The organism is Arenibacter catalasegens, from assembly GCF_002909235.1.
GTDB lineage: Bacteria > Bacteroidota > Bacteroidia > Flavobacteriales > Flavobacteriaceae > Arenibacter > Arenibacter catalasegens.
On the sequence record NZ_PHQQ01000007.1, the window covers coordinates 154,336 to 178,667 of the forward strand.

Genomic DNA, 24,332 nt, shown 5'->3' on the forward strand with positions numbered 1-24,332 from the left:
ATTGGTTTTAGAGGTTTTGTTGGTTATTTTAACATGTAATCGACTGTTGCTGTTTGTTTTTTTTAAATTAGAAAATCATTTTTCTTTTCCGTATCAGAAGCCAAATTACAACGGGTGCCCCAATAATCGAGGTAATGGCGTTGATGGGCAAAACATTGGCAGAATTGGGCATTTGGGCAATAGTGTCACAGATTAACATTAAAATGGCACCATAAATCAATACTGCAGGCAACAAAATTTTATGGTCAGTGGTGTTAAAAATTTGCCGCGTTAAATGGGGTACGGCCAAGCCTATAAAGGCAATAGGACCTGCGAAAGCAGTTACACCACCGGCCAGTAACCCTGTGGCGATTATAATGATATATCGAGATCGCTTCATGTTTACACCCAAACTTTTGGCATAGCTTTCCCCTAATAGTAAGGCATTCAATGGTTTTATTGAAAAGATACTCATCAAGACTCCAATTGCTATAATCGTTAATAGCAGCATTAATTGGTTCCAAGATAAATTGCCGATACTACCAAAAGACCAATAGACAAATTGCTGTAACTTTTCGGCCGTAGAGAAGTAAGATAGCACACTTACCACGGCAGTGGTTATGCTTCCGAACATTAGACCTATAATAAGTAGGGCCATCGTATCCTTTACCTTGGAAGCAACTACCATAACGGCCAACAGTACTAAAAAACTGCCGATACTTGCTGCCAACGCCAGGGAAATATCATTCACCATGGTGAACGCAAAAATTCCAGAAAAAAGGGAAGATCCCAAAATTAAAAGGGCAGCCCCTAAGCTTGCACCAGAACTTATGCCGAGAACAAAAGGGCCTGCTAAAGGGTTTCGAAATAAGGTCTGCATCAATAAGCCACTCAATGCCAATCCACTTCCCACTAATATGGCAGTAAAAGCCTTGGGGATTCTGTAATTCCAAATTATATAGCTCCATGAATCTACCTTGGTAGTATTACCGATTATGGCATTTATGGTTTCCTGTAATGGAATAGAGACCGAGCCTAAGCTGATATTTACCATAAAGCAAACAATCAACACCAGCAGCAGGAAAATAAAATAAGCCCTATATGTTGTTAATTGCTGCACTTAATCCAAGGGTTTAAAGAAGGTGGGTGTATAATCTAGTAACAGTTCTGGGTGAAAGATATGGATAAGGTCTTTTAGGACCAAATCTGGTCTGTTGGGGGCCAGTTCAAAATAGAGCAACCCTCCCGTTTCCCCTTTGGAATTGGCATAGGTATATACTTTGTTATTTCTAAAAGCAGAAAACTGGGTATAATGTCGGTTGGCTTCTTTTAATTCCAAATAATTACCAAATTGTGAAGGTGAGACCCAAAAATCGGCATCCTTGGCGCGTTCAATAACACTCTCTAGACTAAGGGAAAGACTTCCGTTGGTAGTATTGGTGTTCCAGAGATATTCTGCATTGGCATCTTCTATAAATCTAGTTGCCCAACTCTTACCTCCAGGCAAGTACCAAATATCTTTATACAAGGCTCCGCTTAGTACAGTTGGCCTATTTTTTGCTTTCTTCGCAAGTAGCTTCGCACTATTATAACTGTCTTCAATGGCGCGGAATATACTGTCTGCTTTTTTTTCTTTTTGAAAAAATGGTGCAAAAAACTTTATCCATTCGGCTTTGCCCAAAGGAGTCTCTTCCGTCCAATCTCCATTATAAACAACTGGAATATTGGATCGTTGAATGGTCTCGTAGGCTTTATTATTATTGTTAATGCTAAATCCTACAACTACTTCAGGATTTATGGCGATGACCATTTCTGAATTTATAGCTTCGTTATTACCTAAATCTTTCACCAACCCTTCATTGATCCTTTTTCTGGTAAGGGGAGATGAAACGTATTCCGTATCTGGAAATCCAATCAATTTTTCGGCCTCTCCCAAAGCCTCCAGAGCGGGTATATGGGTAGTGGAGGTAACAACTATTCTCTCTACTGGCACCCCTATTATGGCGTTATATGCATCCCTGTCCAGGGTAATACTTGCTAATTTTTCTTTGGGAACCAAAGCGTAGGTAAAGCTAGTTTCCGATCCTGGCCAAGGAGATGATACTTTTATTATTGTGATGTCTCCGGAGCTGTTTTCGATCGTAAAACCTTGGGCATGTTTTATGGTGGTCGATTGCGAAAAGGCCGAAGTAGAAATAGTGGTTTTTTTAGGCTGTTTGCAAGACCAAATAGAAAGAAGGAGTAAAAAAAGGAATGTTTTGTTCAAGAGCTTAAGGGTTTATTTAAGAATCCAAAAGTAGTATTAATTTCTTGAATCAAAATTTCTAGAAGCCTAACAAGGGTCATAATTTATAACACAGAAAGTATTTAATTTTGAAGAAATCTTAATTCATGAGAGGAGATGCCAATACCTTAATTTACTTCATTGCGGCTGTTATTGTCTTACATTTTTTTGTTGATCTTATTTGGGTGGCCTATAAACTAAATAAAAAAAAGGACGGTGATACTTCGGAAAAAAAGTATTAGTTTCGCAGCGAATTTTGGTTTTTATTCTCTTAGTTTAGGAGGATAGGATTAAAAGGGAATTCGGTGAGATTCCGAAACTGTTCCCGCAACTGTGAGCTTAATCCATGTATAATGGATGGCTATCATTTCTTCTAATACCACTGCCCTACATTTGAGGGTGGGAAGGTAAATGATAGTACGCAAGTCAGGAGACCTGCCATATTCATCACTAAATAGAATAGATCTTCGGGCAAAAGGGTCTTCTTGAATATGGAAAAAAAACGAATTTTTTTATTTTTTTGGGCATTATTGGCCATTGCACAGGTTTTTGGGCAAAGGGACAGTGTAATAGTTTTGGATGAGGTTGTTTTGAGCGACGCAAAACTCCTGCATTTCTCCAAGGGCACAAAAGTGAGGGCTATCAATGATTCTATCCGCCAAAAAAGCGGGGCTTCCCTAACCGATTTATTACGGTATAATTCCAATATTTATTTTAAGGAAAATGGTTACGGAATGGTATCCTCTGCGTCTTTTCGTGGAACCAACGCCCAACAAACGGCTGTAGTCTGGAATGGGATAAACATAAATTCGCAACTTACAGGACAGACAGATTTTAATACTTTGATTCCTGGAAATTACAACAATGTAGTGGTCAGAAGCGGTGGAGGCAGCGTACAATACGGCAGTGGAGCTGTTGGTGGAACTGTTTTGCTGAATGATAATTTTAAGTTTAATGAAGGCTGGAAAAATAATTTGCTAACAAGTTATGGTAGTTTTAATACCAGTAAACTTGGCTTTAATACTTCTGTTAGTAATGAAAAAATATCATTACAATTGGGGATCAATCACCTTGCTTCTGATAACGATTATAAATATTTAGGAACGGATAGGAGAAATGAGAATGGAGCATATGATCATTTAAATTTAAATGCCAATGTTGGCATTATTTTATCCGAAACCCAAATATTAAAGGTCTACCATAACACATTTTTTGGTGATCGGGATTTTTCAGGGACATTGACGGCCCCAGCTGATGAAAATTATAGGGATTTAAACCACAGGTCCTTAGTGGAGTTGGGAAGTTTTAATAAGCGAAAAATAGCCCGATTAAAAGTAGGGCATTTGTACGAACGTTATCGTTATTTCCCCAATAATCAAAGAGAGGAGTTTAGTTTTGGGCAAGCCAATACTTTTCTTGCCAACTACGATTATAAATATCAATTAAACAAAATCATCTTAAATGGAATAATCGATTTGTCTTCAATTAGTGCAGAAGGGACCTCGATTGAAAAGGCCAATAGAAATTTTGTTGCCGGTACTTTCTTGTGGTCACATGACCTCTCAGATAGATTAAATTATGGAATAAACCTTAGAAAGGAAATGGTCAGTGATTTTGATAGTCCTTTTCTTTTTTCATTGAATAGTAGTTATGAAGTATCCACAAACTACACTTTAGCTATTAATGCGTCCAAAAACCATAGGATTCCAACCTTTAACGATTTGTATTGGACAGGTGCTGGCGCTAGTGGTAATTTGGACGTCACCCCCGAAAGCTCGTGGCAGTTGGAACTGGGACAATCACTAAAGGGTGAAAATCATGCCCTTTCAGCAAATATATATACCATAAAAACCGATAATTTAATCCAATGGCGGCCCAATAATCAGGGCATTTGGATGGCGATGAACGTACAAGATGTTTCCCAATATGGCTTGGAACTTGGTTTTGATTGGAAAAGGAAGTGGGGGAACCAAATTGTGGCTTGGGAAAGCGAATATACCTTTACCAAATCTACCGATAATACCACCAACAATCAATTGTTATATGTCCCTGAGCATCTATTCAGATCTAATTTGGCGTATCAATATAAGAGGCTTGTCGCCTTTTCTCAACTTCTGTACAACGGCTCTGTTTACACAACAACCGATAACAGTGATAGTTTACCAGGTTATGTTGTGGGTAATATGGGGTTGGATTATCACTGGGCTCTGAAGACCAAGGTGAAATTTATTTTGGGTCTTAAGGTCAACAACATTTTTAATACAAATTATCAGAATGTGGCATATAGACCTATGCCCAATAGAAATTTTCAACTACAATTAATCACTAAATTTTAAAACAGCTTAAACAAATGAAGATTAGAAATGTATTTTTATCCCTAATGATTATGGGCCTTTCCTGGTCATGTACCAATGATGATGACGGGGTTCAGGAGCCTTTGGGTGATTACGAAAATGGAATATTGGTTTCCAACGAAGGCCCCTTTAGCAATGGCTCTGGAACTGTCTCTTTTATTTCCGAGGATTTATCAATGGTAGAAAATGGTATTTATAAAAAGACGAATGATGAAGACCTTGGAAATGTTGTACAGTCCATCGGTTTCACAGACGAGGAGGCTTTTATTGTAGCCAATGTCTCCAACAAGATAAATGTTGTAAACAGATATACGTTTGAAAAAATCGCAAGTATTGATGAAGGGTTGAATAATCCGAGGTATTTCATTGCGGTTAACGGAAAAGGCTATGTAACCAATTGGGGGGACACTGCGGATGATTCGGATGATTTTGTTGCGATTATAAATCTGCAAACTTATTCTGTGGAGGGAACAATATCGGTAGTATTGGGGCCTGAAGCCATTCTGGCAAAGGACAATACGGTTTATGTAGCTCATCAAGGAGCTTGGGGACAAAATAATAAGGTTACCGTAATAAATACGGCCACCAACGATGTGGTTAAGCTTATAACCGTTGGTGATGTACCTAATTCGATGCAATTGGATGGTTCTGGAAACCTATGGGTATTGGCATCTGGAAAACCATCGTACACCAATGATGAAACGGCAGGAGTACTTTCCAAGATCAATACTTCCACCAATGTGGTAGATGCGAATTTTCAATTTGATACTACTCAGCACCCAGGGGGGTTAAATTTAGATGGAAGTGATTTGTATTATAATTTAGGTGATAAGGTGTACAAACAAAGTCCATCCGCATCTAGCTTAAGTCTGGATGTAGTATTGGAAGGCGTTAGCTTTTATACAATGGCAGTACACAATGGACGGTTATACGGGACGGATGCAGGTGACTACGCAAGTAATGGAACCTTGACCGTTTATGACTTAAATACCAAATTGGCCATCGAAACCCTAAATGTGGGATTAATACCTGGCGGGATATACTTCAATTAGGCAAATAGGGCTGTAAGCTTAAGAAACTAGAACCCCTCATTTACTAGGTCTTTACCATGTAAATGAGGGGTTTATTTTTTTTAGAAATATTAATTCTTATTGAAAAGTAAAATCAAGAGGTTTGTCCAAGTACATATTGTCCTTTATTGGGGTAAACATCTTAGTGTTGGAAACTTCATTTATTGGCATTTTTACAGTAAAATCCCTTTTGGCACTTACCCCGGTAATCTCTTGGATAGCTCTAGCAAATAGCGGTTCGGTTACGTTTCCAAGGATTCCTAGATTAGAAAGGTCTTCCTTTAGGACTACATCAGGAGCCAAGCCCGAGGTATAGTCCGAAAAGCCATCGGAATTCTCATTTCTCCCCATAAGCGGCTGCATGGCCCACAAATTACCCGGATTAATTTTATTCTCCCTATCGGCTCTATATATGTAGTCGTTGTCTATATCATCTACCATGGTTACCGAGAATTCATTCTTTCCCCTAGTAGTTTCACCAATGTGAAAAATATCTATATAGGGCGCCAATCCGTTCATGACCAATTCACTGGCCGAGGCGGAACTGCCCGTGGCAAGAACATATACTTTAGTAAGGTTTAGGCTGTTCAAACTTGTTCCTTTATCCGTTTTATTGGCAAAATAATCTTCAAGTTGTTCTTTCTTAAGGGCTCCTTGTATCTTATCGTTCCATCGTTGTCTCACATATAGTTCATCGGTATTGGTGCCATATATCATACTGGCCAATAATCTGGAACTGTTTACGGAACCACCAGGGTTATAGCGTAGATCGACAACCAATTCTGTTGCGCCTTCGGTTTTAAACTGTCCGAAAGCGGTATTCAGTAATTCATTATATCCACTTGTAAAACCATTGTACATCAAGTAGGCAATTTTGGTTCCATTAACCTCTACCGTCTTGGCGATCAGTATGGGGTTTTCTTGTAATCCTTCTTCCTTGGTCAATATTACCTCCTTATCATTATCTGTAACAACCGTGCCAGATATATCTGCCATTCCAAGGGTATAGGTATCTGAATTTCCGAAGAGTAGACCCACATAATTGGCATCCGTAAGTTGAGTACCGTTAACACGCGTAAATATTTCCCCTCTAGCAATATCTTTGGAGGAAGCGTTGGAATTTGGAATTATGTATCTCACGTATCCAAAAAGATCGGTACTGCCCTCATTTCGAGCTAGACCAAACTCCAAGCCATTACTTTTTGAAACGCCTTCAAGGGAGTTGACCAAGGTTTTGTAATCGTCTTCTAAAAAGCTAAACCTGTCAATGGCCGTACTGGCACCAACAATATTAGAGTGTTTATAACAGGTTTGGTAGAAGAATTCTTCCGGATCAGAGTATTTTTCAAGATAGGTTACATAATCTTCATTGGTAGTAAATCTATTGTCACCTAAATTAGGCGCATCAGCCTGCCAAAAATACCATTGATTTAGACCTTGCCACATAAAGTTCTGTACAGTTGTCTCCTTTGGATAGGTGAAGGCATCATCATCCTTGTCTGAACAAGAAAGAATCATACTAATTAATAGAAGCCCTAGGATTTTTTTCATGATGTAATTGTAATGTTTATAGTCTCGCACATTATTTAAATTCGCCTAGTTGGACGGTTATAGGCACTGCCGACACCAATTGTAGGGTATCAGCTTCTATTTTTTTGTCAAGTTTAATGGATTTTTAATATCCATAAACATATTATCCTTGATTTTTGTGAACATTTTGGAACTACTTATCAGTTTAACCGGCATATTTACTGTCAAATCCATTTTTGCGCTAGTTCCTGTAATCTCTCCAATCGCCTTGGCTAATAGGGGTTCATTCATATTACCTAAGACGCCTAAATTAGATATGTCTTCTGGCAAGACAAAATTTGGTATAAGTCCGTCTGTGTATTCGGAAAAACCGTTGGCATTTTCATTTCTACCAATTAATGGTTGTATAGCCCATTGATTTTCCGGGTTGATTTTATCTTCCCTGTTTGGACTGTACACATTTCCGTTATCAAAATCATCGACAAAGGTTACCGAAAATTCATTTTTACCTGTTGTTGAGGTTCCGATATGGATTACCTCTATATAAGGTTCCAGGCCATTCATAACCAATTCACTTGCTGACGCAGTACTCCCGGTAGCTAAAACATATACCTTATTTAGGCCTAACGTATTTATAGGTGTATTGTTGTCTGTCTTGTCTGCGAAATACTCAAATAGTTCGGAGTCCTTAAATTCCAATTGTAGCTTTTGGTTATATCGGGCCTTAAGAAAAATACTATTGGTAAAAGTTCCGTAAATCATGCTCGATAATAATCGAGCCGAATTGACCGAACCTCCTGGATTGTACCTTAAATCCAATACTAAATCCGTTACGCCAGATGACTTGAACTCTCCAAACACATCATTCAACTGTTCATCAAATTCGTTAGTAAAGCCATTGTACATTAAATAGCCTATTTTTTTACCTCCGGTTTCCAAAATATTGGAGATAAATATGGGATTCTCAGTAAGGTTAGCCTCTTTAGTCAAAGTAACTTCCCTATCTGTGTTTGTAATAGTATTATTAGAGATATCAGCCAAATTCAAGGTATAGGTATCACTTTCGCCAAACAATAGATCTACATAGTTGGTCAAGTTCAGGGTAGTGCCATTAACACCTGTAAAAATATCCCCCCTTTGTATGTCTTTTGTAGCGGCATTGGAATTCGGGATGATATAACGAACGTACCCATAAACATCATCGCTATCGGCAAATAAACTTAGACCAAATTCTACACCGTTGCTCTTGGAGATACCTGAAAAAGACTGTGTCAATTCCTTATAATCTTCCGCATAAAAACTGAAGCGGTCTTCACTGAAAAGTAATTTGTCGTCAAAAAACTTTCCTGGTTCCTGCTCAGATTCCAAAAATGTCACATAATCCTCATTAGAATTAAAGCGAGAATCACTAAGGTCCGTCACATCGCTTTGCCAAAAATAATATGCATTCATAGTCTGCCACATAAAATCTTGGACCGTTATATCTATTTCTGGGGTAGCAATTATTTCTTCAATCTCTCCTGTAACCAGGTTGTCATCATTCTTACTACAACTGCTGAGAAACAAACTCAATCCTAAAAATCCTAATAAATACTTCTTCATAGTTTGTATAATAAACGCCGAAACATTATTAACTGTGGCGAGCAAATATCATCCCATTAAAAAAGTAAACATCAGTTTTGGGGAACGATTTTAAATATATACGGATATATTACCTATTTGGTTTCCATAGGGCTAAATTACTTACATTGTAAAGAAATAGAAACAAATTGTAACAATATTCGATGTATGTCGTCTTCCTATTGTAAGCCTATTATTAAGGATTATAAAACAACTAAACCAAAATGCAACAAACTGAGTTTTTAAATGTGGTTTTACCATTTAAGGATAAACTTTATAGGTTAGCTAAACGTTTATTGGTTTCTAAAGAAGAAGCGGAGGATGCCACACAAGAAATCTTAATGAAGCTATGGTCCAAAAAAAAAGTGATGACCGGCTATAATAATGTAGAGGCATATGCCATGATGATGACCAAGAATTTTTGCTTGGACCGACTTAAATCCAAACAGGCAGGGAATCTAAAATTGGTGCATAGTAATTATAAGGATGAAAATGTTTCATTGCAAACCCAAGTAGAGGTCAGTGACAGTTTAAGTTGGGTAGAAAAAATTATGGAAGAATTGCCCGAGCAACAAAAAATGGTATTACAACTACGGGATGTTGAACAATATGAATTTGGAGAAATATCGGAATTGTTAGGCATGAGTGCAACTGCCGTTAGGGTAACATTATCCAGGGCAAGAAAAACAGTAAGGGAGAAATTAGTACAAAAGCACAATTATGGAATTCAATAACATAGAAAAATTATTGGAAAAGTATTTTGAAGCAACTACCACAGTTGCCGAAGAAGAAATATTGAGGGATTTTTTTACAAAGGAGGATGTTCCTTTGCACTTAAAAAAATATGCTTCGTTATTTCAGTATTTTTCCATTGCCAAAGAAGAACGGTTTACCAAGCAGGTTCCACTAAAACCTAGTAAAAAAAGATATATAAAGTGGATTTCCGTTGCAGCTGTAAGCATCTTAGTGTTTGGTATATATTTTGGAAGAAGCTACCAGGAACAGAAAGAAGCGGAATTCGCCTATCAGGAAACCAAAAAGGCATTAAGTCTTTTGGCGACCAATCTTGGTAGAGGAACCGAGAAAGTGGCCTATTTGAGAGAATTTGAAGAAACAAAACAAAAAATTTACAACAGAAATTAAATTAAAAAAGATGAAAAAAAATATTATAATAGCCTTGGTAGCAGTACTGCCATTAATTGGATTTTCGCAATCCATGTTCGATAAGTATGAGGATTTAGATAATGTAAGTGCCGTTGTGGTCAACGAAAGTATGTTTAAGTTATTAAGTAAAATAAACGTGGAGGTCGATGACAAAGAAGCACAGGATTTTATGGATATAGCCCAAAATCTAAGAAATCTAAAGGTTTTTATCACAGAGGACAAAAAGGTTTCTGCAGATATGCAGTCTACCATGGAAAGATACTTAAAATCCTCATCATTACAGGAACTTATGAGGGTTAAGGATAAGGATGCCAATGTGAAATTTTATATCAAAAGCGGAAAGGATGAAGACCATGTGAGCGAACTGTTAATGTTTGTAACGGGTGTCAAAAATATGAATGTGGAAATCAATGACCGTAAAATAGAAACGGTATTACTTTCCTTAACTGGAGATATAGATTTAAATAAGATCGGGTCACTTACGCAAAAGATGAATTTACCTTCAGAACTGAGTAAGGCAGGCAAGAATAAGAAATAAATGGACATGCGCAGTGGGTTTTTAAAAACCTGCTGCGCATGTTGTCTAAGAACTTAAAACACGGAAAATGAAAAAATTAATTGGAAAATTGGCTATGGGAATGTTATTGGCCATTGTAATGAGCGCATGTTCGTCAACGCCGAGCCTGCAGGAGTACTATGTGCACAATGCGGATAATCCAAATTTTTTATCTGTAGATCTGCCGGTAAGCTTATTAAATATGGATAAAGCGGATCTTACCGCAGACCAGAGGGAAGCACTTGGGTCATTAAAAAAATTAAATGTTTTGGCATTTAAAATAACAGCAGATAACCTATCGGAGTTTCAAAAAGAAAAATCGAATATCAATTCCATATTTAAAAACAGCAAATTCACGGAGTTGATGAAAATGAATACTAGTTACGGAAAAGCTTCCGTAAGATATCTAGGAAATGATGATGCCATTGATGAGGTAGTTATCTATGGTGATAGTGATGATAAAGGATTTATGTTGGTTAGGGTTTTGGGCAAAAATATGAACCCTGCTAAATTGGTTCAATTTATGAAGGCAGTTGAAAAATCCGATTATAAAGGAGAAGGCTTGGGAGAGATCGGAAAGTTCTTAAAGAGTTGAATCTATAGTTTGCAGATGGCGTTATATTAAATGCGTTAAACATTATTTGTTTTGAAATAAGTTCATAATTGGGTATTGGGGATATTTATGCTTTGAATCAACTCTTAATTGGGATTAGTGAATCTAAACTTGATTATTTTAATGGAGTTGCGGAAGACATTGGTAATCAAAATTATCCACGATGGCAATCCTAGGAAATATTATTAAAGGTGCAATTCATTTAAAGGAAACTTTTACTACGGAAAAAGACCCTTGGAGAGAACAACAGGAAGTGCTCCAGAACCTTTTGGATACGGCTAAAAACACCGATTTTGGTAGGTGTTACAATTTTGAAACCCTCTTGAACTCTCAGGATTTACCAAGTGTTTTTGCCGAAAAAATCCCCTTTTTTGATTACAATAAAATAAATGATGAATGGTGGCATAAATTGCATAATGGACATGAAAATGTTACCTGGCCGGGCCAACCTTCCTATTTTGCAATAAGTTCTGGAACTACAGGTAAAAGTAGTAAGAGAATTCCAGTAACTGATGATATGGTCGAGTCTATTAGGGCTGCCGGACTTAAGCAGGTCTTTGCATTGAGTAATTTTGATTTACCTGCGGATTTTTTTGAAAAGGAAATTATGATGCTGGGTAGTTCCACTAATTTGGAGGAACGTAATGAATTTATGGAAGGCGAAATTAGCGGTATAAGTGCTGGAAATATTCCTTTTTGGTTTAGAGGTTATTACAAGCCCGGGGAGGAAATTGCGAAAATTGAGGATTGGGATAAAAGAGTTGAGCGTATTGCTGAAAAAGCCTCAAAATGGGACATTGGAGCCTTAAGCGGTATTCCTTCATGGATAGAATTAATGCTTCAAAAAGTCATTGAATACCATAATCTAAAAAACATCCATGAAATTTGGCCCAATTTAAGAGTATATACCTCTGGTGGTGTTGCCTTTGGACCCTATGAAAAAAGTTTTAATGCTCTTTTAAGACATCCAATTACCGTTATTGACACTTATTTGGCGTCGGAGGGTTTTATAGCATGTCAGACTAGGCCAGAAACCAAGGCCATGCAATTGATTACCAATAATGGTATCTATTTTGAGTTTGTTCCTTTTAAACCAGAATATATTCAGGAAGATGGCTCCCTAATTCCCAATGCACCTGCGATTGCTTTAAACCGGGTAGAATTGGATCAAGATTATGTACTTATTATTTCTACGGTAAGTGGGGCTTGGCGCTATTTAATTGGGGATACCATTAGGTTTACAAATTTGGGCAAGGCTGAAATACAGATAACAGGACGCACAAAGTTTTTCTTAAATACAGTAGGGTCTCAGCTCTCGGTAAACAAAATGGATGATGCTATGAGACATTTAGAAGATGTTTATGATACAAAGATTCCCGAATATACCATTTGTGCCAAACGTTGTGAAGATGGCGAGTTTTATCATTGTTGGTATCTCGGTGCCGAGCTGAAGAATCCTGATTGCGACTCACTTTCCAACTCCTTGGACGAATTTTTGATGAAGGCCAACAAAAACTATAAGGTAGCTAGGGGCAAGTCCCTAAAAGGATTGAAGGTAAAGGTGGTTTCTACAATATTTTTTCACGACTGGAATGGCAAGAACAAAAAAAAAGGTGGACAAGTAAAAATGGAACGAGTTATGAACGAGGAAAAATTTGCCGATTGGGAACAATTTGTCCAATCAAAAGTCTCAACAGAAACCTAACGGCTGCGCTCTTCTACCAATACCATAATTTCTTCAGGGGAGAGGTAATATTTTTTAATTCGATTTTTATAGGAAACGGTAATGTCAGAATGGTTTAAAATAAAGTTCTTGGTTGCAAGAATATATTTTCCCATTCCTTGTGCAACGGCATAGGTATCGGCGCTGCGCTCAGCCTCTACTATAAAGCGATCTGAAAAGAGGTATCTTATCCCAAATGAAATTAAATTGATTTTGCTTCTTTCTTTATAATCCATGATATGTCCCAGTTCATGGCCTACCCAACCAATTAAAATGTTGGAAGGAATATCCTTAGTAGTAAATTCCTTGTCAGAAATCTTAAAAGTTTCACTAATCAAAATCACATAACTCCTATTGCTTCTTTTTTTAAAGAAACTTTGAAAAGTTGGCCTAGCCTGCATGGTAGATTTTTTAATGTTTTTTTTAAACCGAATTTCAATATTGCATTCCCTCAATTCGGGGTAAAAGGAAATAGCTTTTAGCGCTTCATTTTCAATGGATTTTGGGATATTATGTTGTGCATTCATAGATAATGTAGCGGAAATGGCCAAGATGTATATTATCGTTTTCGTATTGAGTAAATTCATGTTACAGTATAAAAATATATACCAACAAATAGCATTCCAAGAGCAAAAATTATCCTAAACTTTAGTATTTACATCATTAATACACCTTTATTACCTCCAAACCTGCTGAGAAATTTAGGTTGCCACCAAAATAATACCAATCCCAATCGCCTATTATATAGTTTAAATTGGCAATTAGTCTATTTTAAAACAAATCTTATATTCGTAATACTTTTAACACTTACTATATACTATTATGGAAAAAGCAGAAGAATGGATTAATTACGCGATAGAACTCGCAAAGGAGTTTGGACCTAAGGTGCTAACCGCGTTATTGATTTTTATTATTGGTTCATGGGTGATTAGACGGATTGTTGGGGGTACTCGAAAAATGATGTCAAGTAGTAAATATGAAGATTCCCTTCAACGTTTTTTACTTAGTCTGGTATCATGGATATTGAAGTTATTTTTAATTCTGGTGGTAATTGATCAATTAGGTGTTGATGTAACCACTTTTGCGGCAGTAATCGCTGCTGCAGGTCTGGCTGTGGGACTGGCTTTGCAAGGTTCATTGTCCAACTTCGCTGGCGGAGTTTTGATTATGATCTTTAAGCCCTACAAAATTGGTGATTTAATTGAGGCCCAGGGCGTTTTGGGTGCGGTAAAGGAAATTGAAATTTTCACCACAAAATTGATTACCCCTCAGAATAAATTGGCCATTGTGCCCAATGGTGCTATGGCCAATGGAAATATAATTAATTATACTGCGGAGGGCAAAATGAGGGTTGATACTACCATAGGTATTGGTTACAATGAGGATATAAAGAAAGCTAAGGAAGTTCTATTAGCAGTTTTAACGTCCAATCCAAGGGTGTTAAAAGATCCAGCGCCTTCGGTTAATGTATCGGAGTTGGCGGATAGCTCAGTGAATTTTGCAGTACGACCCTTTTGCGTGCCAGAAGATTATTGGGCGGTATATTTTGAAACACTGGAAAATTGTAAAATAGCCTTGGATAAGGCTGGTATTGAAATTCCGTATCCACATCAGGTGGAGATACAAAAGAAGGGATAATTTCAAGCTGTCATCCTAGACCATTATAAAAAAAGCAATCTAGAGTATTATTATGTAACTCAAGATTGCTTAATGATTTATAAAAGTCAATGTCTTAACTTTTTGCTCGGATAATTGAAATCCGATATCTTTTAAATTCCGGTGTAATTACTCGGTGTAATTTGTTTCAATTCGGATTTGATCGCATCCGTAGTCTCCAAGGTGTCAATAAAATTGGAAATAGATTGTTGGGTAATCTTCTCATTGGTCCGGGTTAATCCTTTCAATGCTTCATAAGGATCGGGATAAGCCTCACGTCTTAAAATTGTTTGAATGGCTTCTGCCACTACCGCCCAATTATTTTCTAAGTCTTGCTCAAATTTCTCTTTGTTCAGGAGCAATTTATTTAATCCTTTTAAAGTAGATTGAAAGGCTATTAAGGTATGGCCAAACGGCACTCCAACATTTCTAAGTACTGTACTGTCCGTTAAATCCCGTTGCAATCTTGAGATAGGAAGTTTGGCAGACAAATGCTCGAAAATGGCATTTGCTATTCCTAAATTCCCTTCTGAGTTTTCGAAATCGATTGGATTTACTTTATGAGGCATAGCAGAAGATCCTACTTCTCCTGCTTTTATTTTTTGTTTAAAATAGTCCATCGAAACATAGGTCCAAAAATCCCTATCTAAATCTATCACTATAGTATTGATCCGCTTCAGGCAATCGAATAATGCAGCCATGTGATCGTAATGCTCTATTTGTGTAGTTGGGAAAGAATGGTGTAGTCCAAGTTTTTCCTGTACAAATTTTTGACCAAATTGCTTCCAATCAATTTGAGGATAGGCTACTTTATGGGCATTATAGTTCCCTGTGGCGCCGCCAAATTTGGCAGCACTTGGAATGTCGTTAAGTAGATTAAATTGCTCTTCCAAACGCACAGCAAAAACTTCGATTTCCTTACCTAAACGGGTAGGAGAAGCCGGTTGCCCATGTGTTCTGGCCAACATGGGAATAGCTTCCCAATCCTTGACCAAAGCTGTTAATTTGTTTAGCACCTCCAAATATTGGGGTACGTAAACCTCATTCATTGCATCTTTAATGGAAAGAGGAATAGCTGTGTTGTTTATATCTTGAGAGGTAAGTCCAAAATGGATAAACTCCTTATGGGCCTCTAAACCTAATTTGTCGAACTCTTTTTTAATAAAATACTCAACAGCCTTGACATCGTGGTTAGTAACCTTTTCAATATCCTTTATGGCATTGGCATCCTTTGAGTTAAAATCAATATAGATTTTTCGTAAATCGTTAAACCTAGAATTGTCAAAATTTGAAAGTTGAGGTAGCGGAACTTCGCAAAGCGCGATAAAATATTCAATTTCTACCCGTACCCTATATTTTATAAGCGCCTCTTCAGAAAAATATGAAGCCAAGGATTCTACTTTATTTCTGTATCTACCATCAATAGGAGATATGGCGTTTAATTTGTTTAATGACATTTTGTAATATTTGTTTGATTTTGGAAAAGCGCAAAGATAGCCATAAGTTAAAGAGTTTAAAAGTTAAGCGAAAGATTGTTCCTTTTATTTATTTAGGACTTGTACTTCATTATAGCTTTGCAAGGGTCATCCTGGCCCTTGCCTTATACGCTGCGCTGCCATTTTGGTAGTTCTGTTCCAAAATCACCCTCAATTCTGGATGGATCCAGTAGAATTTCCTACCTAATAATAAAAGACTTGTCATTGAATAAGCTTGAGCCGCCACTTTATGATCACCAATGAGCCAATCGAAACACGCTGATGTAATACCTTCCAAATGTTGGTTTGTAAGTGCCTTGCAAGTATAAATATCTTTTGATTGAAAGTAAGACTTCATTAGGATCTCACATATTTTTGCCATAGGTCGCACGGACGAATCCAAATATACTGAACCTATGTTTTCAATAAATCTATCTAGATATGGAAAAAGCAAGTGTAAATGTTCCTTTAAAGTAAATTCCAATACCCAACACGCTTTGCAGGAAATAGGGTCATCTACTTTAAAGGCTATTTCTAGAATTGTTTTGATATTGGTGGGATTATTAAGGACAAGGTTGGACATCTCCATTCTTTTAAGTCTGGAATGATTAACGTAATCAAGGGAGTTATAGAGTTCTATGTAAGTCAAAACACTTAATTGTTAATGTTGATTTTTTCAGGATAATAAGCCTTTTAATATTTAAACACCATGATTGATTTGGGGGAATAAATATAAAAATAACGAACAACAAATAGTAATGGAAACATTTTGAAAGGCCATTATTTGGACCGGGATAAAGATATAATCAACCATAAAAGAAAGAGGGGGGTTGAAGTGGAAAGTATAATTTTAGCCTTCTTTTTCAATTAGTTCCGAAACCAATTTAGGTACCCCCTGCACTGCACTCGCCTGAATAATGTTCAGGCCCTGAAAATCGGTCTGACTTATGTTTGGTTTTGGATCTATGAAAAAAATAGGTGTATTGCTGGGTACATAGTGTATTAAACTGGCTGCTGGATAAACTTGCATTGAGGTGCCTATAATGATTAAAATATGGGCTGTTTGTGTAATACTGGCCGCTTTTTCCAGTAAAGGCACTTCCTCTCCAAACCATACTATATGAGGGCGTAACTGTCCTCCTTCTTCTGAGAGGTCGCCTATTTTTATATCGGTTTTCCAATCCATTATTTTAAGCGGGTTGTCAACGCTCCTGGCCTTTAATAATTCTCCGTGCAAATGTATCACCTTGGAACTTCCGGCCCGCTCATGTAGATCATCCACATTTTGAGTAATGATACTTACGTCAAAACGTTCTTCCAATCGTGCCAAGGCTATATGGGCCTCATTAGGGATTACGTTAAATAACTGTCTTCTTCGCTCATTATAAAAATTGAGTACCAATTCAGGATTTTTTCGAAAACCTTGTGGTGTGGCCACTTCCATGACATCATGACCTTCCCATAGTCCATCCGCATCCCGAAAAGTATTAATACCACTTTCGGCACTTACCCCTGCACCTGTTAAAACTATTATTTTTTTCATTTTTAAAGAATACGTAATATTTGTAAAATTACACGATTTCTTTTTTATTATCTTAGAATTATGGTTGACCTTAAGTTGTTGGAATATTTGGAAGGATTTATAACCCCGCAGCGTAAATCCCGTTTTTTGGATATTTTGGAATATCGGACGAATTATATAACCGTAGCCATAGAGGATGTTTATCAAATGCACAATACGAGTGCCGTGGTAAGAAGCTGCGATGTTTTTGGGGTGCAGCAGGCCCATCTGATAGAAAGCAAATTTGGCAAGCGATTGGACAAGGATATTGCCATGGGTGCCGAGAAATGGGTGGATATAAAAAGATATAAAACAACTGTGGACTGTATCGATGATCTAAGGCAACAAGGGTATAAAATTGTAGCCACAACTCCCCATGAATCAAATTGTTCCCTTACCGATTTTGAGTTTGCTGGCAAGACTGCACTATTTTTTGGCACGGAGCGGGATGGATTGAGTAAGGAAGTATTGGAAAAGGCCGATTCTTTTCTTAAAATACCTATGGTTGGCTTTACGGAAAGTTTAAATATTTCAGTATCTGCAGCTATTATATTGCATGCCCTGACCAATTATTTAAGGAGAACCGAAATTGATTGGAGGTTAACGGAAGAGGAGAAATTGGAAAAAAGATTGGATTGGACCAAGAAATCGGTTAAGAGTTTGAATGATGTTTTGGCTAGATTTCACGGAACAAAATGATTTTTTCATTATATTTAGAGTAAACCAACACATATTATTTAATGATTACTTTTCTTTATATTGTATTAGGGTTAATTGTTCTAATTGTTCTAATTGCCCTACTGGCCATATTATCGCCTAAGAATTATGATGTTTCACGTTCAATCGAAATAGCCAAACCGAAGGCGGAGGTCTTTGAATATATCAAGTATCTGAAAAAACAGCACGAATGGTCTCCCTGGGGCAAGAAAGACCCCATGATGAATAAAAAATTTACCGGCGTAGATGGGGAAGTTGGGGCTATAAGTTATTGGAACGGAAACAAGGATGTTGGGGAAGGGGAACAGGAAATTACCAAAATTATTGAAGGCGAAAGGGTAGAAGGGGAGCTTCGATTTCTTAAGCCATTTAAATCCACCTCGGATTGTTATTTAGATGTTGCAGAATCTAGCAATGGAAAAACTAGAGTAACATGGGGTTTTAAGGGTGATAATAAATTTCCAATGTCTATTATGATGTTGTTTATGAATATGGATAAGGCTGTTGGAAAGGATTTTGAAGAGGGGCTTCAGAGTCTTAAAACTATTTTAGAGAAATAATTAGATATAGAAAATACTTGCTTCGGCCCTGGCACCAAAGCGCATGGGATAAATGGTGGTCCCAACTCCTTTGGATACGTACATGTTGGAAATTTTATTGTTATACCAACCTTTAACATAATTACCACTACCAAAGGGTGTAAAGAAGGGTTTTCCAAAAAAGGTAATTTGACCGCCATGAGTATGCCCTGCTAATATTAGCTCGGGTTTAATGTTTAAGGGAGCACTTATGCGATCAATTTCTTCCCTATAGACAGGACAATGGTTAAGTACTACAGTGGTCAATGATGTATCGATATCTTGGGCCGATTTTTTAAAGTCCGGATAACCACAAACAAAATCATCAATACCCAATACATTGATTTTCCTGCTTTTAGCATCAAAAATGAGCGATTCGTTCACCAAAGTTGTGCCATTATAGCTCCCGTAAATGCTTTTTAATTGCTCCAGATCTACACGTCCGGAATATTCCTTATTACCCAAAATGGTTATTTTGGGAATTGTGATATCAATTAAGCTTAAAAAATCACCTAAAACAGTTAGATGTCTGTTCCGTTCCACAGAATCCCCAGTAAAAAAAATGACATCGGGTTGTTCCATGTTAATTCGCTCAGCAATGGATCTGTGCACCGATTTTATACTATGTAAATGTAGGTCGGTTAGGTGAATTGCCTTGATTTTATTGAATTCCGTTTTGGAAATATCATGCTCGGTCCACTCTATAAAATAAGTCTCCAGCCAGAAGGAATCAAGGACCAGAAAACTAAAGGAGCCTAAAAAAAGTTTTAGGATAAATTGCCTTCTATTCAACTTCATTTAATTTCTATTGGTGTCATTATTAATTTAAAACGGAAGAGTACGAAATTAGGGAACATAATTAGAAAAAATACTGTGAAAAAGTTAAAATGACCGGCATAGTATAAAAGAATTAGTTTAGGCCAATTTAGGTGCTAGTTTTTGGCTAATTCCAAAAGTGCTATATCAAAATCATTATCAAGAACCACTTTACCGTTATCTACGGTGACATAAGTTTCAGAATAAGTATCAAAGAGTTTGGTGCCGTCTCCGAAAAAACCTTTTACCCAAAGGGATTTTTTTCCTGTTGGAAGATCTAGCCCTACCACCACTTTATCTTTGAATTCCTTCTTTATATAGGTTCTACTGAAAACATAAGGCTGCTTGGATAGTCTTTGATGCCTGCCAGCACCAATTGAAGGATGATTGCTTCTAAATTGACCTAGTTTTTGCCAGTAGGCCAAAACTTTTTTGATATTGGGAATACTGTCCAATTCCTCCCAATTCATAAAAGACCTAAGAGTAGCATCACCTTGGGCCCCCTCAATGGTCAAATCTCTGTTGGACTCATCACCGTAGTAAATTTGGGAAGCTCCCGGTGTAAGTAATAGGATATTTGCTGAGCGATATGGATTTTTTCTTTCTACATCATAGGGGTTGGCATCATCGTGGGAAGTAAGGTAGTTAACCACACTTTTGCCTTCCAGCTTAGTGTGCAACAAGTCGCTGTATTTTTTAAATATAGTTTCGTAATCGTTTTTGGCATCATCTTTTAATTCGAAATTGATCAGACTGTGGAATCCATTATCAAAATAATCCACTTTTTTATCTCCAAAATCATATTCACGACCTCCAGATAAGCCATAACCATATACCTCACCAACCATATAAAAAGGGTTGTCGTCCAGTACCTCTTCAGGATGTTTCTTTTTCCATGTATTGAAGGCATGGGAAGCCTCGCTGTAGAGTTCTTTCCAGGATTTTTCGTCTACATGTTTAGCGGTATCTACTCGAAAGCCATCTATTCCTAGGTCGTTAACATAGTCCGTTAGCCATTTAATAATATAAAAGCGGGGAGCCCTTGGGTATTTTGTGCGATTAAAAAAAACTTGTAGTTCGTCTAGTTCGTTACTCAAACGTCCCTCTTCCTTCCATTTTGCCATGAGGGCATCTGGCAGTACAACAGCATTGTCAGATTCCGTAATTATATCTGGGAGGTTCTTTACCAAAGTACAATTGGTTGTTGTTTCGTAATTGTTGTATTCACAAACAGGTCCTGTACGTATCCATTCGTTTGGCCATACGGGGTCCATGTCTGTAACTGGTCCTGTATGGTTTAGAACAATATCCATTAGTATTCTTATACCCTTTTCATGCGCGGTCCTTACCAGAACTTCCAAATCCTTTTTGGTTCCAAAATTAGGGTCTAGAGCTGTCCAGTCCTTTGCCCAATAACCGTGATAGGCGTAGGTGCTTCCTGTTCCCTCGTCCACGTTGTCATGAATTTGCTCCACAACAGGACTAAACCATATGGCATTAATGCCTAGGTCCGTAAAATAGCCTTCATTTAACTTTTGTGTAATTCCTTGGATGTCTCCCCCCATAAATCCCCTAAGCACGGCTGTTTCCTTAGTTCTATTTAGGGTAATATCGTTCAGGGTGTCCCCGTTTTTGAAACGATCGGTAAGCAGAAAGTATATATTGGCAGCATTCCAATCAAATAAGGGCTTCAATTTCGGTTTTTGGGATAGTTCAATAGTCGTGTCCTCCTCCTTTATAATTTCAGTTTTATGCTCTTTGCAGGATAAAATGATCAATAGAAATACGGCAAGTAGAAGTCCCTTTTTCATTATCGCTATTTTGCTTAAAGCTATAAAATGATAAGGGGAATATAAAATTTATTTTAAGCGAAACTGGGGTGCCTAGAATAATAATGTAAAATTTTCCGTTGTGGAAGAAGTGCTTGGTCGGCTTAAAAGTTACTTCCTTCTGTTCAGAACTTTATATTCTTCATAGCAACTGCTGATCGCATCCAGTATTTGAAGATCATTGGCCGTAGTTATGAAGGACCTGGAATAATTGCAATTATTGAGAATATCTTCAATATCCAACTTTTCCAATTGAAGCAATTCCATTAAGGTTTCCCGATCAAATTTTGAGGCTAAAAGATCCCTAATTCTATCGTCTTCCTTAATCTGTCTTAGCTTGCGCATTTGATTGGGTTTCTTGCCGAACAAATTTCGCAACAAATCCGCGGGATTAAGTATGGCTCCCAGCACCTTGGTGACTGCACTTGGATTTTTGTTACCGCCTTCATAACCAACGGACAATCCAGAAATGCTATATTGGAAGGCATTGTTTAGAGGTAAGTTTTTTACATCTATTTCCAAATAACCGGTTAGGGAGTAGGGTCTAACAATGACCTCTTCCAGTGCGTAGGCCAATTCAGTTAAGGATATTTTTGTACCCTTAAATTTGAACATATCATTGGTGACCCTAACTTTTTGGGATTTAAAACCTAAAAAAGAAAAGTAAAGGGTGTCGTTGACTTTCGCAGGAATATCGAACTCTCCCTTTTCATTGGAAATTGTACCAACTACCTCATTCAGGTTTACCACATGGACACTTTCCATAGGCTGGTCGGTTTGGGCATTTAGAATTACCGCTTTTAATTGTTTAACCTCTTCTTCATTTTTGTCCACTTGTGAATATCCAAAAGAGATAAATAAGAGGGATAGGGCCAATAAATAATTTTTCATTAAGTAATTTCGATGATTATAATTGGTAAACTAACTAAAAAAATACGCCGAAGCGTATTTTTTTAATATAGAATTAACTAATAGGAATCACTTTTTCTTTTAGTTCGTCTTTTTCCCGAACTACTGGAGGAGCCTCCTTTGGAGTCACTACGTTCCCTTCTTCTTCCTTTGTTTCTATCATTGTCCCTAGAACTAGAATCCCTTCCGCCGCCACTTCTGCTTCTGTCGCGTCTTCCACGGCCGCCTCCGCCGCCTCCACCTGGACTTTTAGATACTTCCACGTTGACAAATCGTCCATCAACCTTAAATTCGGTAAACGTCTTTAAAATGGCTTCTGTAGCGGATGCATCTGTGTTAAAGAAAGAAAAGCTTTCTTTAACATCTACTTTAAAGACATCATCCTGGCCTAGATTTACCGTGTCCCTTAAGAAATCTTTCAAGGTCATCCAATCATAACCATCTTTTTCACCAACATTGATAAAATATCTAACATTACCATCTGCTGGGATTCGGCTATCACCGTCTCTTGATCGTCCTCTTTCACCGCGTTCTCCCGCATCAGAAGTATTAAGATCTTTTGTTTTGTTGTAGTAATTAAAGAAACGGGTAAATTCTACCGAGATTATTTTTTTGATAAGTTCTTCTCGGTCTATACCTTGAAGTACATCATTAATAGCCGGTAAATAGTTATCTACCTCCTCATTAATTTTTGTATCCTTAATTTTATTGGCCAAATGGTAAAGCTGTATTTCACAGATTTCCATTCCGGTAGGAATTTTTTTGGAAATAAAAGCTTGTTGAATTTTATTTTCGATGGCCTTAATTTTCCTAAGTTCACTTTTAGTGACGATTACCATGGAAATTCCGGATTTCCCGGCTCTTCCTGTACGTCCACTACGGTGGGTATAGGTTTCTATTTCATCAGGTAATTGGTAATTGATTACATGGGTTATATCATCTACGTCAATACCACGAGCTGCTACATCCGTTGCAACCAACATTTGTATTTGTTTCTTACGGAAGGAATTCATAACCAAATCTCTTTGATTTTGACTTAAATCTCCGTGAAGTGCACCAGCGTTATAACCGTCTTCAATTAATTTTTCGGCTACCTTCTGGGTGTCTCTTTTAGTTCTACAGAAAATAACTGAGAATATGTCAGGATTGGTATCTGCTAGCCTTTTTAGTGCTGGATAACGGTCTCTGCCACCAACTACATAATATTCGTGCTGTACTGTGCTTGCTCCTGAGTTTTTTGTTCCGACCGTAATTTCTTGCGGACTGTTCATAAACTTTTTGGCAATTACAGATACTTCCCTAGGCATGGTTGCAGAAAACAACCAAGTTGATTTTTCCTTAGGTGTGTTCGAAAGAATATCTTTGATATCCTCCATAAAGCCCATATTCAGCATTTCATCGGCCTCATCAAGAATACAGTAATCAATTTTGGAGATATCCACCAAGCCACGACCAATCATGTCTTTCATTCTACCTGGAGTAGCCACAACTATTTGGGCACCCCTTTTTATTTGTCTGGCCTGATCGGTAATACTGGCACCACCGTAGATAGCTACAACATTTACCCCTTTTTCATACTTGGCATATAAGGTAAGCTCATTGGTAATTTGCAAGCAAAGTTCCCTAGTAGGGGATAGGATCAACCCTTGGGTGGTCCTACTATCACTATCAATTTTTTGAATAAGTGGAAATCCAAAGGCGGCGGTTTTACCTGTACCTGTTTGGGCCAAGGCCACTAAATCGGTTTCGCTTTCCAATAAGATTGGAATAGCTTTTTCTTGTACTTCCGATGGCGTTTCAAATCCTAAATCAGAAATAGCATTTAATATGGACTGTTTTAGCCCTAATGCTTCAAATTTTGTCATAATATGTTTTAAATAATCGCAAATATGTATGTT

The 24,332-nt window shown here is 37.4% G+C and carries 22 protein-coding genes and 1 riboswitch; of the genes, 10 read left to right on the forward strand and 12 right to left on the reverse strand.

Annotated features, from left to right (window positions below; all coding sequences use genetic code 11):
* Positions 1–67: 67 nt before the first annotated feature.
* Together CWD90_RS08085 and CWD90_RS08090 are read right to left on the reverse strand one after the other, a co-directional pair.
* A complete protein-coding gene (locus tag CWD90_RS08085) occupies positions 68–1,099 on the reverse strand; it encodes a FecCD family ABC transporter permease (protein WP_262494947.1) in 1,032 nt (343 codons plus the stop codon).
* Positions 1,100–2,245 (reverse strand): ABC transporter substrate-binding protein, encoded by a 1,146-nt coding sequence (locus CWD90_RS08090; RefSeq protein ID WP_103475435.1) that lies wholly within the window; start codon positions 2,243–2,245, stop codon positions 1,100–1,102. It lies immediately after the preceding gene.
* Positions 2,246–2,503: 258 nt separating this feature from the next.
* Positions 2,504–2,720: riboswitch (cobalamin riboswitch) on the forward strand.
* 34 nt (positions 2,721–2,754) lie between these two features.
* On the opposite strand from CWD90_RS08090, the gene CWD90_RS08095 reads away from it, so the two are divergent.
* Positions 2,755–4,599 (forward strand): TonB-dependent receptor, encoded by a 1,845-nt coding sequence (locus CWD90_RS08095; RefSeq protein ID WP_103475436.1) that lies wholly within the window; start codon positions 2,755–2,757, stop codon positions 4,597–4,599.
* 14 nt (positions 4,600–4,613) lie between these two features.
* Positions 4,614–5,669, forward strand: coding sequence for a YncE family protein (locus tag CWD90_RS08100; RefSeq protein ID WP_103475437.1), 1,056 nt, complete (start codon positions 4,614–4,616; stop codon positions 5,667–5,669).
* A 96-nt stretch (positions 5,670–5,765) separates the two neighbouring features.
* Here the strand turns inward: CWD90_RS08100 and CWD90_RS08105 are convergent, their stop codons facing one another.
* Entirely contained in the window at positions 5,766–7,238 is a 1,473-nt protein-coding gene (locus tag CWD90_RS08105) for a S41 family peptidase (protein WP_103475438.1), read from the reverse strand.
* Between the two features lie 96 nt (positions 7,239–7,334).
* Entirely contained in the window at positions 7,335–8,819 is a 1,485-nt protein-coding gene (locus CWD90_RS08110) for a S41 family peptidase (protein WP_103475439.1), read from the reverse strand.
* A gap of 242 nt (positions 8,820–9,061) precedes the next feature.
* Here CWD90_RS08110 and CWD90_RS08115 point away from each other — a divergent pair, with 242 nt between their 5' ends.
* From CWD90_RS08115 to CWD90_RS08135, 5 genes are all read left to right on the forward strand, one after another.
* Entirely contained in the window at positions 9,062–9,571 is a 510-nt protein-coding gene (locus tag CWD90_RS08115; RefSeq protein WP_103475440.1) for an RNA polymerase sigma factor, read from the forward strand.
* Positions 9,558–9,980 carry a hypothetical protein gene (locus tag CWD90_RS08120; RefSeq protein ID WP_103475441.1) on the forward strand — a complete coding sequence of 141 codons (423 nt, stop codon included), beginning with the start codon at positions 9,558–9,560 and terminating at the stop codon, positions 9,978–9,980. The genes CWD90_RS08115 and CWD90_RS08120 overlap by 14 nt, the downstream gene beginning before the upstream one ends.
* A gap of 10 nt (positions 9,981–9,990) precedes the next feature.
* A complete protein-coding gene (locus CWD90_RS08125; RefSeq protein WP_103475483.1) occupies positions 9,991–10,539 on the forward strand; it encodes a DUF4252 domain-containing protein in 549 nt (182 codons plus the stop codon).
* A gap of 67 nt (positions 10,540–10,606) precedes the next feature.
* Positions 10,607–11,152, forward strand: coding sequence for a DUF4252 domain-containing protein (locus CWD90_RS08130; RefSeq protein ID WP_103475442.1), 546 nt, complete (start codon positions 10,607–10,609; stop codon positions 11,150–11,152).
* Positions 11,153–11,333: 181 nt separating this feature from the next.
* Complete coding sequence (locus CWD90_RS08135) at positions 11,334–12,875, forward strand: GH3 family domain-containing protein (protein ID WP_103475443.1); 1,542 nt, start codon at positions 11,334–11,336, stop codon at positions 12,873–12,875.
* On the opposite strand, the gene CWD90_RS08140 is transcribed toward CWD90_RS08135, so the two are convergent.
* A complete protein-coding gene (locus CWD90_RS08140; protein WP_239986486.1) occupies positions 12,872–13,480 on the reverse strand; it encodes a hypothetical protein in 609 nt (202 codons plus the stop codon). The genes CWD90_RS08135 and CWD90_RS08140 overlap by 4 nt on opposite strands.
* A 235-nt stretch (positions 13,481–13,715) precedes the next feature.
* Between CWD90_RS08140 and CWD90_RS08145 the strand changes: the two genes are divergently transcribed.
* Positions 13,716–14,531, forward strand: coding sequence for a mechanosensitive ion channel family protein (locus CWD90_RS08145; RefSeq protein ID WP_103475444.1), 816 nt, complete (start codon positions 13,716–13,718; stop codon positions 14,529–14,531).
* A 131-nt stretch (positions 14,532–14,662) separates the two neighbouring features.
* Here CWD90_RS08145 and purB read toward each other — a convergent pair whose 3' ends face one another.
* The 3 genes from purB to CWD90_RS08160 all read right to left on the reverse strand — a co-directional run bounded on the left by purB (position 14,663) and on the right by CWD90_RS08160 (position 17,567).
* Positions 14,663–16,006, reverse strand: coding sequence for an adenylosuccinate lyase (purB, locus tag CWD90_RS08150; protein WP_103475445.1), 1,344 nt, complete (start codon positions 16,004–16,006; stop codon positions 14,663–14,665).
* A gap of 109 nt (positions 16,007–16,115) precedes the next feature.
* Positions 16,116–16,607 (reverse strand): adenylosuccinate lyase, encoded by a 492-nt coding sequence (locus tag CWD90_RS08155; protein WP_317045713.1) that lies wholly within the window; start codon positions 16,605–16,607, stop codon positions 16,116–16,118.
* A 267-nt stretch (positions 16,608–16,874) separates the two neighbouring features.
* Positions 16,875–17,567: an SIR2 family NAD-dependent protein deacylase gene (locus CWD90_RS08160; RefSeq protein WP_103475447.1), complete on the reverse strand. Its 693-nt coding sequence runs from the start codon at positions 17,565–17,567 to the stop codon at positions 16,875–16,877.
* A gap of 60 nt (positions 17,568–17,627) precedes the next feature.
* On the opposite strand from CWD90_RS08160, the gene CWD90_RS08165 reads away from it, so the two are divergent.
* Positions 17,628–18,284, forward strand: coding sequence for a TrmH family RNA methyltransferase (locus CWD90_RS08165; protein ID WP_103475448.1), 657 nt, complete (start codon positions 17,628–17,630; stop codon positions 18,282–18,284).
* 41 nt (positions 18,285–18,325) lie between these two features.
* A complete protein-coding gene (locus CWD90_RS08170; RefSeq protein ID WP_103475449.1) occupies positions 18,326–18,862 on the forward strand; it encodes an SRPBCC family protein in 537 nt (178 codons plus the stop codon).
* Here the strand turns inward: CWD90_RS08170 and CWD90_RS08175 are convergent, their stop codons facing one another.
* The 4 genes from CWD90_RS08175 to CWD90_RS08190 all read right to left on the reverse strand — a co-directional run bounded on the left by CWD90_RS08175 (position 18,863) and on the right by CWD90_RS08190 (position 24,299).
* Positions 18,863–19,678 (reverse strand): metallophosphoesterase, encoded by an 816-nt coding sequence (locus CWD90_RS08175; RefSeq protein ID WP_103475450.1) that lies wholly within the window; start codon positions 19,676–19,678, stop codon positions 18,863–18,865.
* 134 nt (positions 19,679–19,812) lie between these two features.
* Positions 19,813–21,507, reverse strand: coding sequence for an alpha-amylase family glycosyl hydrolase (locus CWD90_RS08180; RefSeq protein ID WP_103475451.1), 1,695 nt, complete (start codon positions 21,505–21,507; stop codon positions 19,813–19,815).
* A 129-nt stretch (positions 21,508–21,636) separates the two neighbouring features.
* Positions 21,637–22,416 carry a carboxypeptidase-like regulatory domain-containing protein gene (locus CWD90_RS08185; protein ID WP_103475452.1) on the reverse strand — a complete coding sequence of 260 codons (780 nt, stop codon included), beginning with the start codon at positions 22,414–22,416 and terminating at the stop codon, positions 21,637–21,639.
* A gap of 77 nt (positions 22,417–22,493) precedes the next feature.
* Positions 22,494–24,299, reverse strand: a complete 1,806-nt coding sequence (locus CWD90_RS08190) for a DEAD/DEAH box helicase (protein WP_103475453.1) — start codon at positions 24,297–24,299, stop codon at positions 22,494–22,496.
* Positions 24,300–24,332 lie beyond the last annotated feature (33 nt).

Bases quoted from the DNA above. Each gene is read 5' to 3' on its own strand.
- CWD90_RS08175 (WP_103475450.1), bottom strand. From the start codon at position 19,678: ATGAAGTTGAATAGAAGGCAATTTATCCTAAAACTTTTTTTAGGCTCC.
- CWD90_RS08170 (WP_103475449.1), top strand. From the start codon at position 18,326: ATGATTACTTTTCTTTATATTGTATTAGGGTTAATTGTTCTAATTGTT.
- CWD90_RS08105 (WP_103475438.1), bottom strand. From the start codon at position 7,238: ATGAAAAAAATCCTAGGGCTTCTATTAATTAGTATGATTCTTTCTTGT.
- CWD90_RS08160 (WP_103475447.1), bottom strand. From the start codon at position 17,567: ATGAAAAAAATAATAGTTTTAACAGGTGCAGGGGTAAGTGCCGAAAGT.
- CWD90_RS08125 (WP_103475483.1), top strand. From the start codon at position 9,991: ATGAAAAAAAATATTATAATAGCCTTGGTAGCAGTACTGCCATTAATT.
- CWD90_RS08155 (WP_317045713.1), bottom strand. From the start codon at position 16,607: ATGTCCAACCTTGTCCTTAATAATCCCACCAATATCAAAACAATTCTA.
- CWD90_RS08140 (WP_239986486.1), bottom strand. From the start codon at position 13,480: ATGAATTTACTCAATACGAAAACGATAATATACATCTTGGCCATTTCC.
- CWD90_RS08190 (WP_103475453.1), bottom strand. From the start codon at position 24,299: ATGACAAAATTTGAAGCATTAGGGCTAAAACAGTCCATATTAAATGCT.
- CWD90_RS08100 (WP_103475437.1), top strand. From the start codon at position 4,614: ATGAAGATTAGAAATGTATTTTTATCCCTAATGATTATGGGCCTTTCC.
- CWD90_RS08120 (WP_103475441.1), top strand. From the start codon at position 9,558: ATGGAATTCAATAACATAGAAAAATTATTGGAAAAGTATTTTGAAGCA.
- CWD90_RS08165 (WP_103475448.1), top strand. From the start codon at position 17,628: ATGGTTGACCTTAAGTTGTTGGAATATTTGGAAGGATTTATAACCCCG.
- CWD90_RS08180 (WP_103475451.1), bottom strand. From the start codon at position 21,507: ATGAAAAAGGGACTTCTACTTGCCGTATTTCTATTGATCATTTTATCC.
- CWD90_RS08095 (WP_103475436.1), top strand. From the start codon at position 2,755: ATGGAAAAAAAACGAATTTTTTTATTTTTTTGGGCATTATTGGCCATT.
- CWD90_RS08145 (WP_103475444.1), top strand. From the start codon at position 13,716: ATGGAAAAAGCAGAAGAATGGATTAATTACGCGATAGAACTCGCAAAG.
- purB (WP_103475445.1), bottom strand. From the start codon at position 16,006: ATGTCATTAAACAAATTAAACGCCATATCTCCTATTGATGGTAGATAC.
- CWD90_RS08115 (WP_103475440.1), top strand. From the start codon at position 9,062: ATGCAACAAACTGAGTTTTTAAATGTGGTTTTACCATTTAAGGATAAA.
- CWD90_RS08130 (WP_103475442.1), top strand. From the start codon at position 10,607: ATGAAAAAATTAATTGGAAAATTGGCTATGGGAATGTTATTGGCCATT.
- CWD90_RS08185 (WP_103475452.1), bottom strand. From the start codon at position 22,416: ATGAAAAATTATTTATTGGCCCTATCCCTCTTATTTATCTCTTTTGGA.
- CWD90_RS08135 (WP_103475443.1), top strand. From the start codon at position 11,334: ATGGCAATCCTAGGAAATATTATTAAAGGTGCAATTCATTTAAAGGAA.
- CWD90_RS08110 (WP_103475439.1), bottom strand. From the start codon at position 8,819: ATGAAGAAGTATTTATTAGGATTTTTAGGATTGAGTTTGTTTCTCAGC.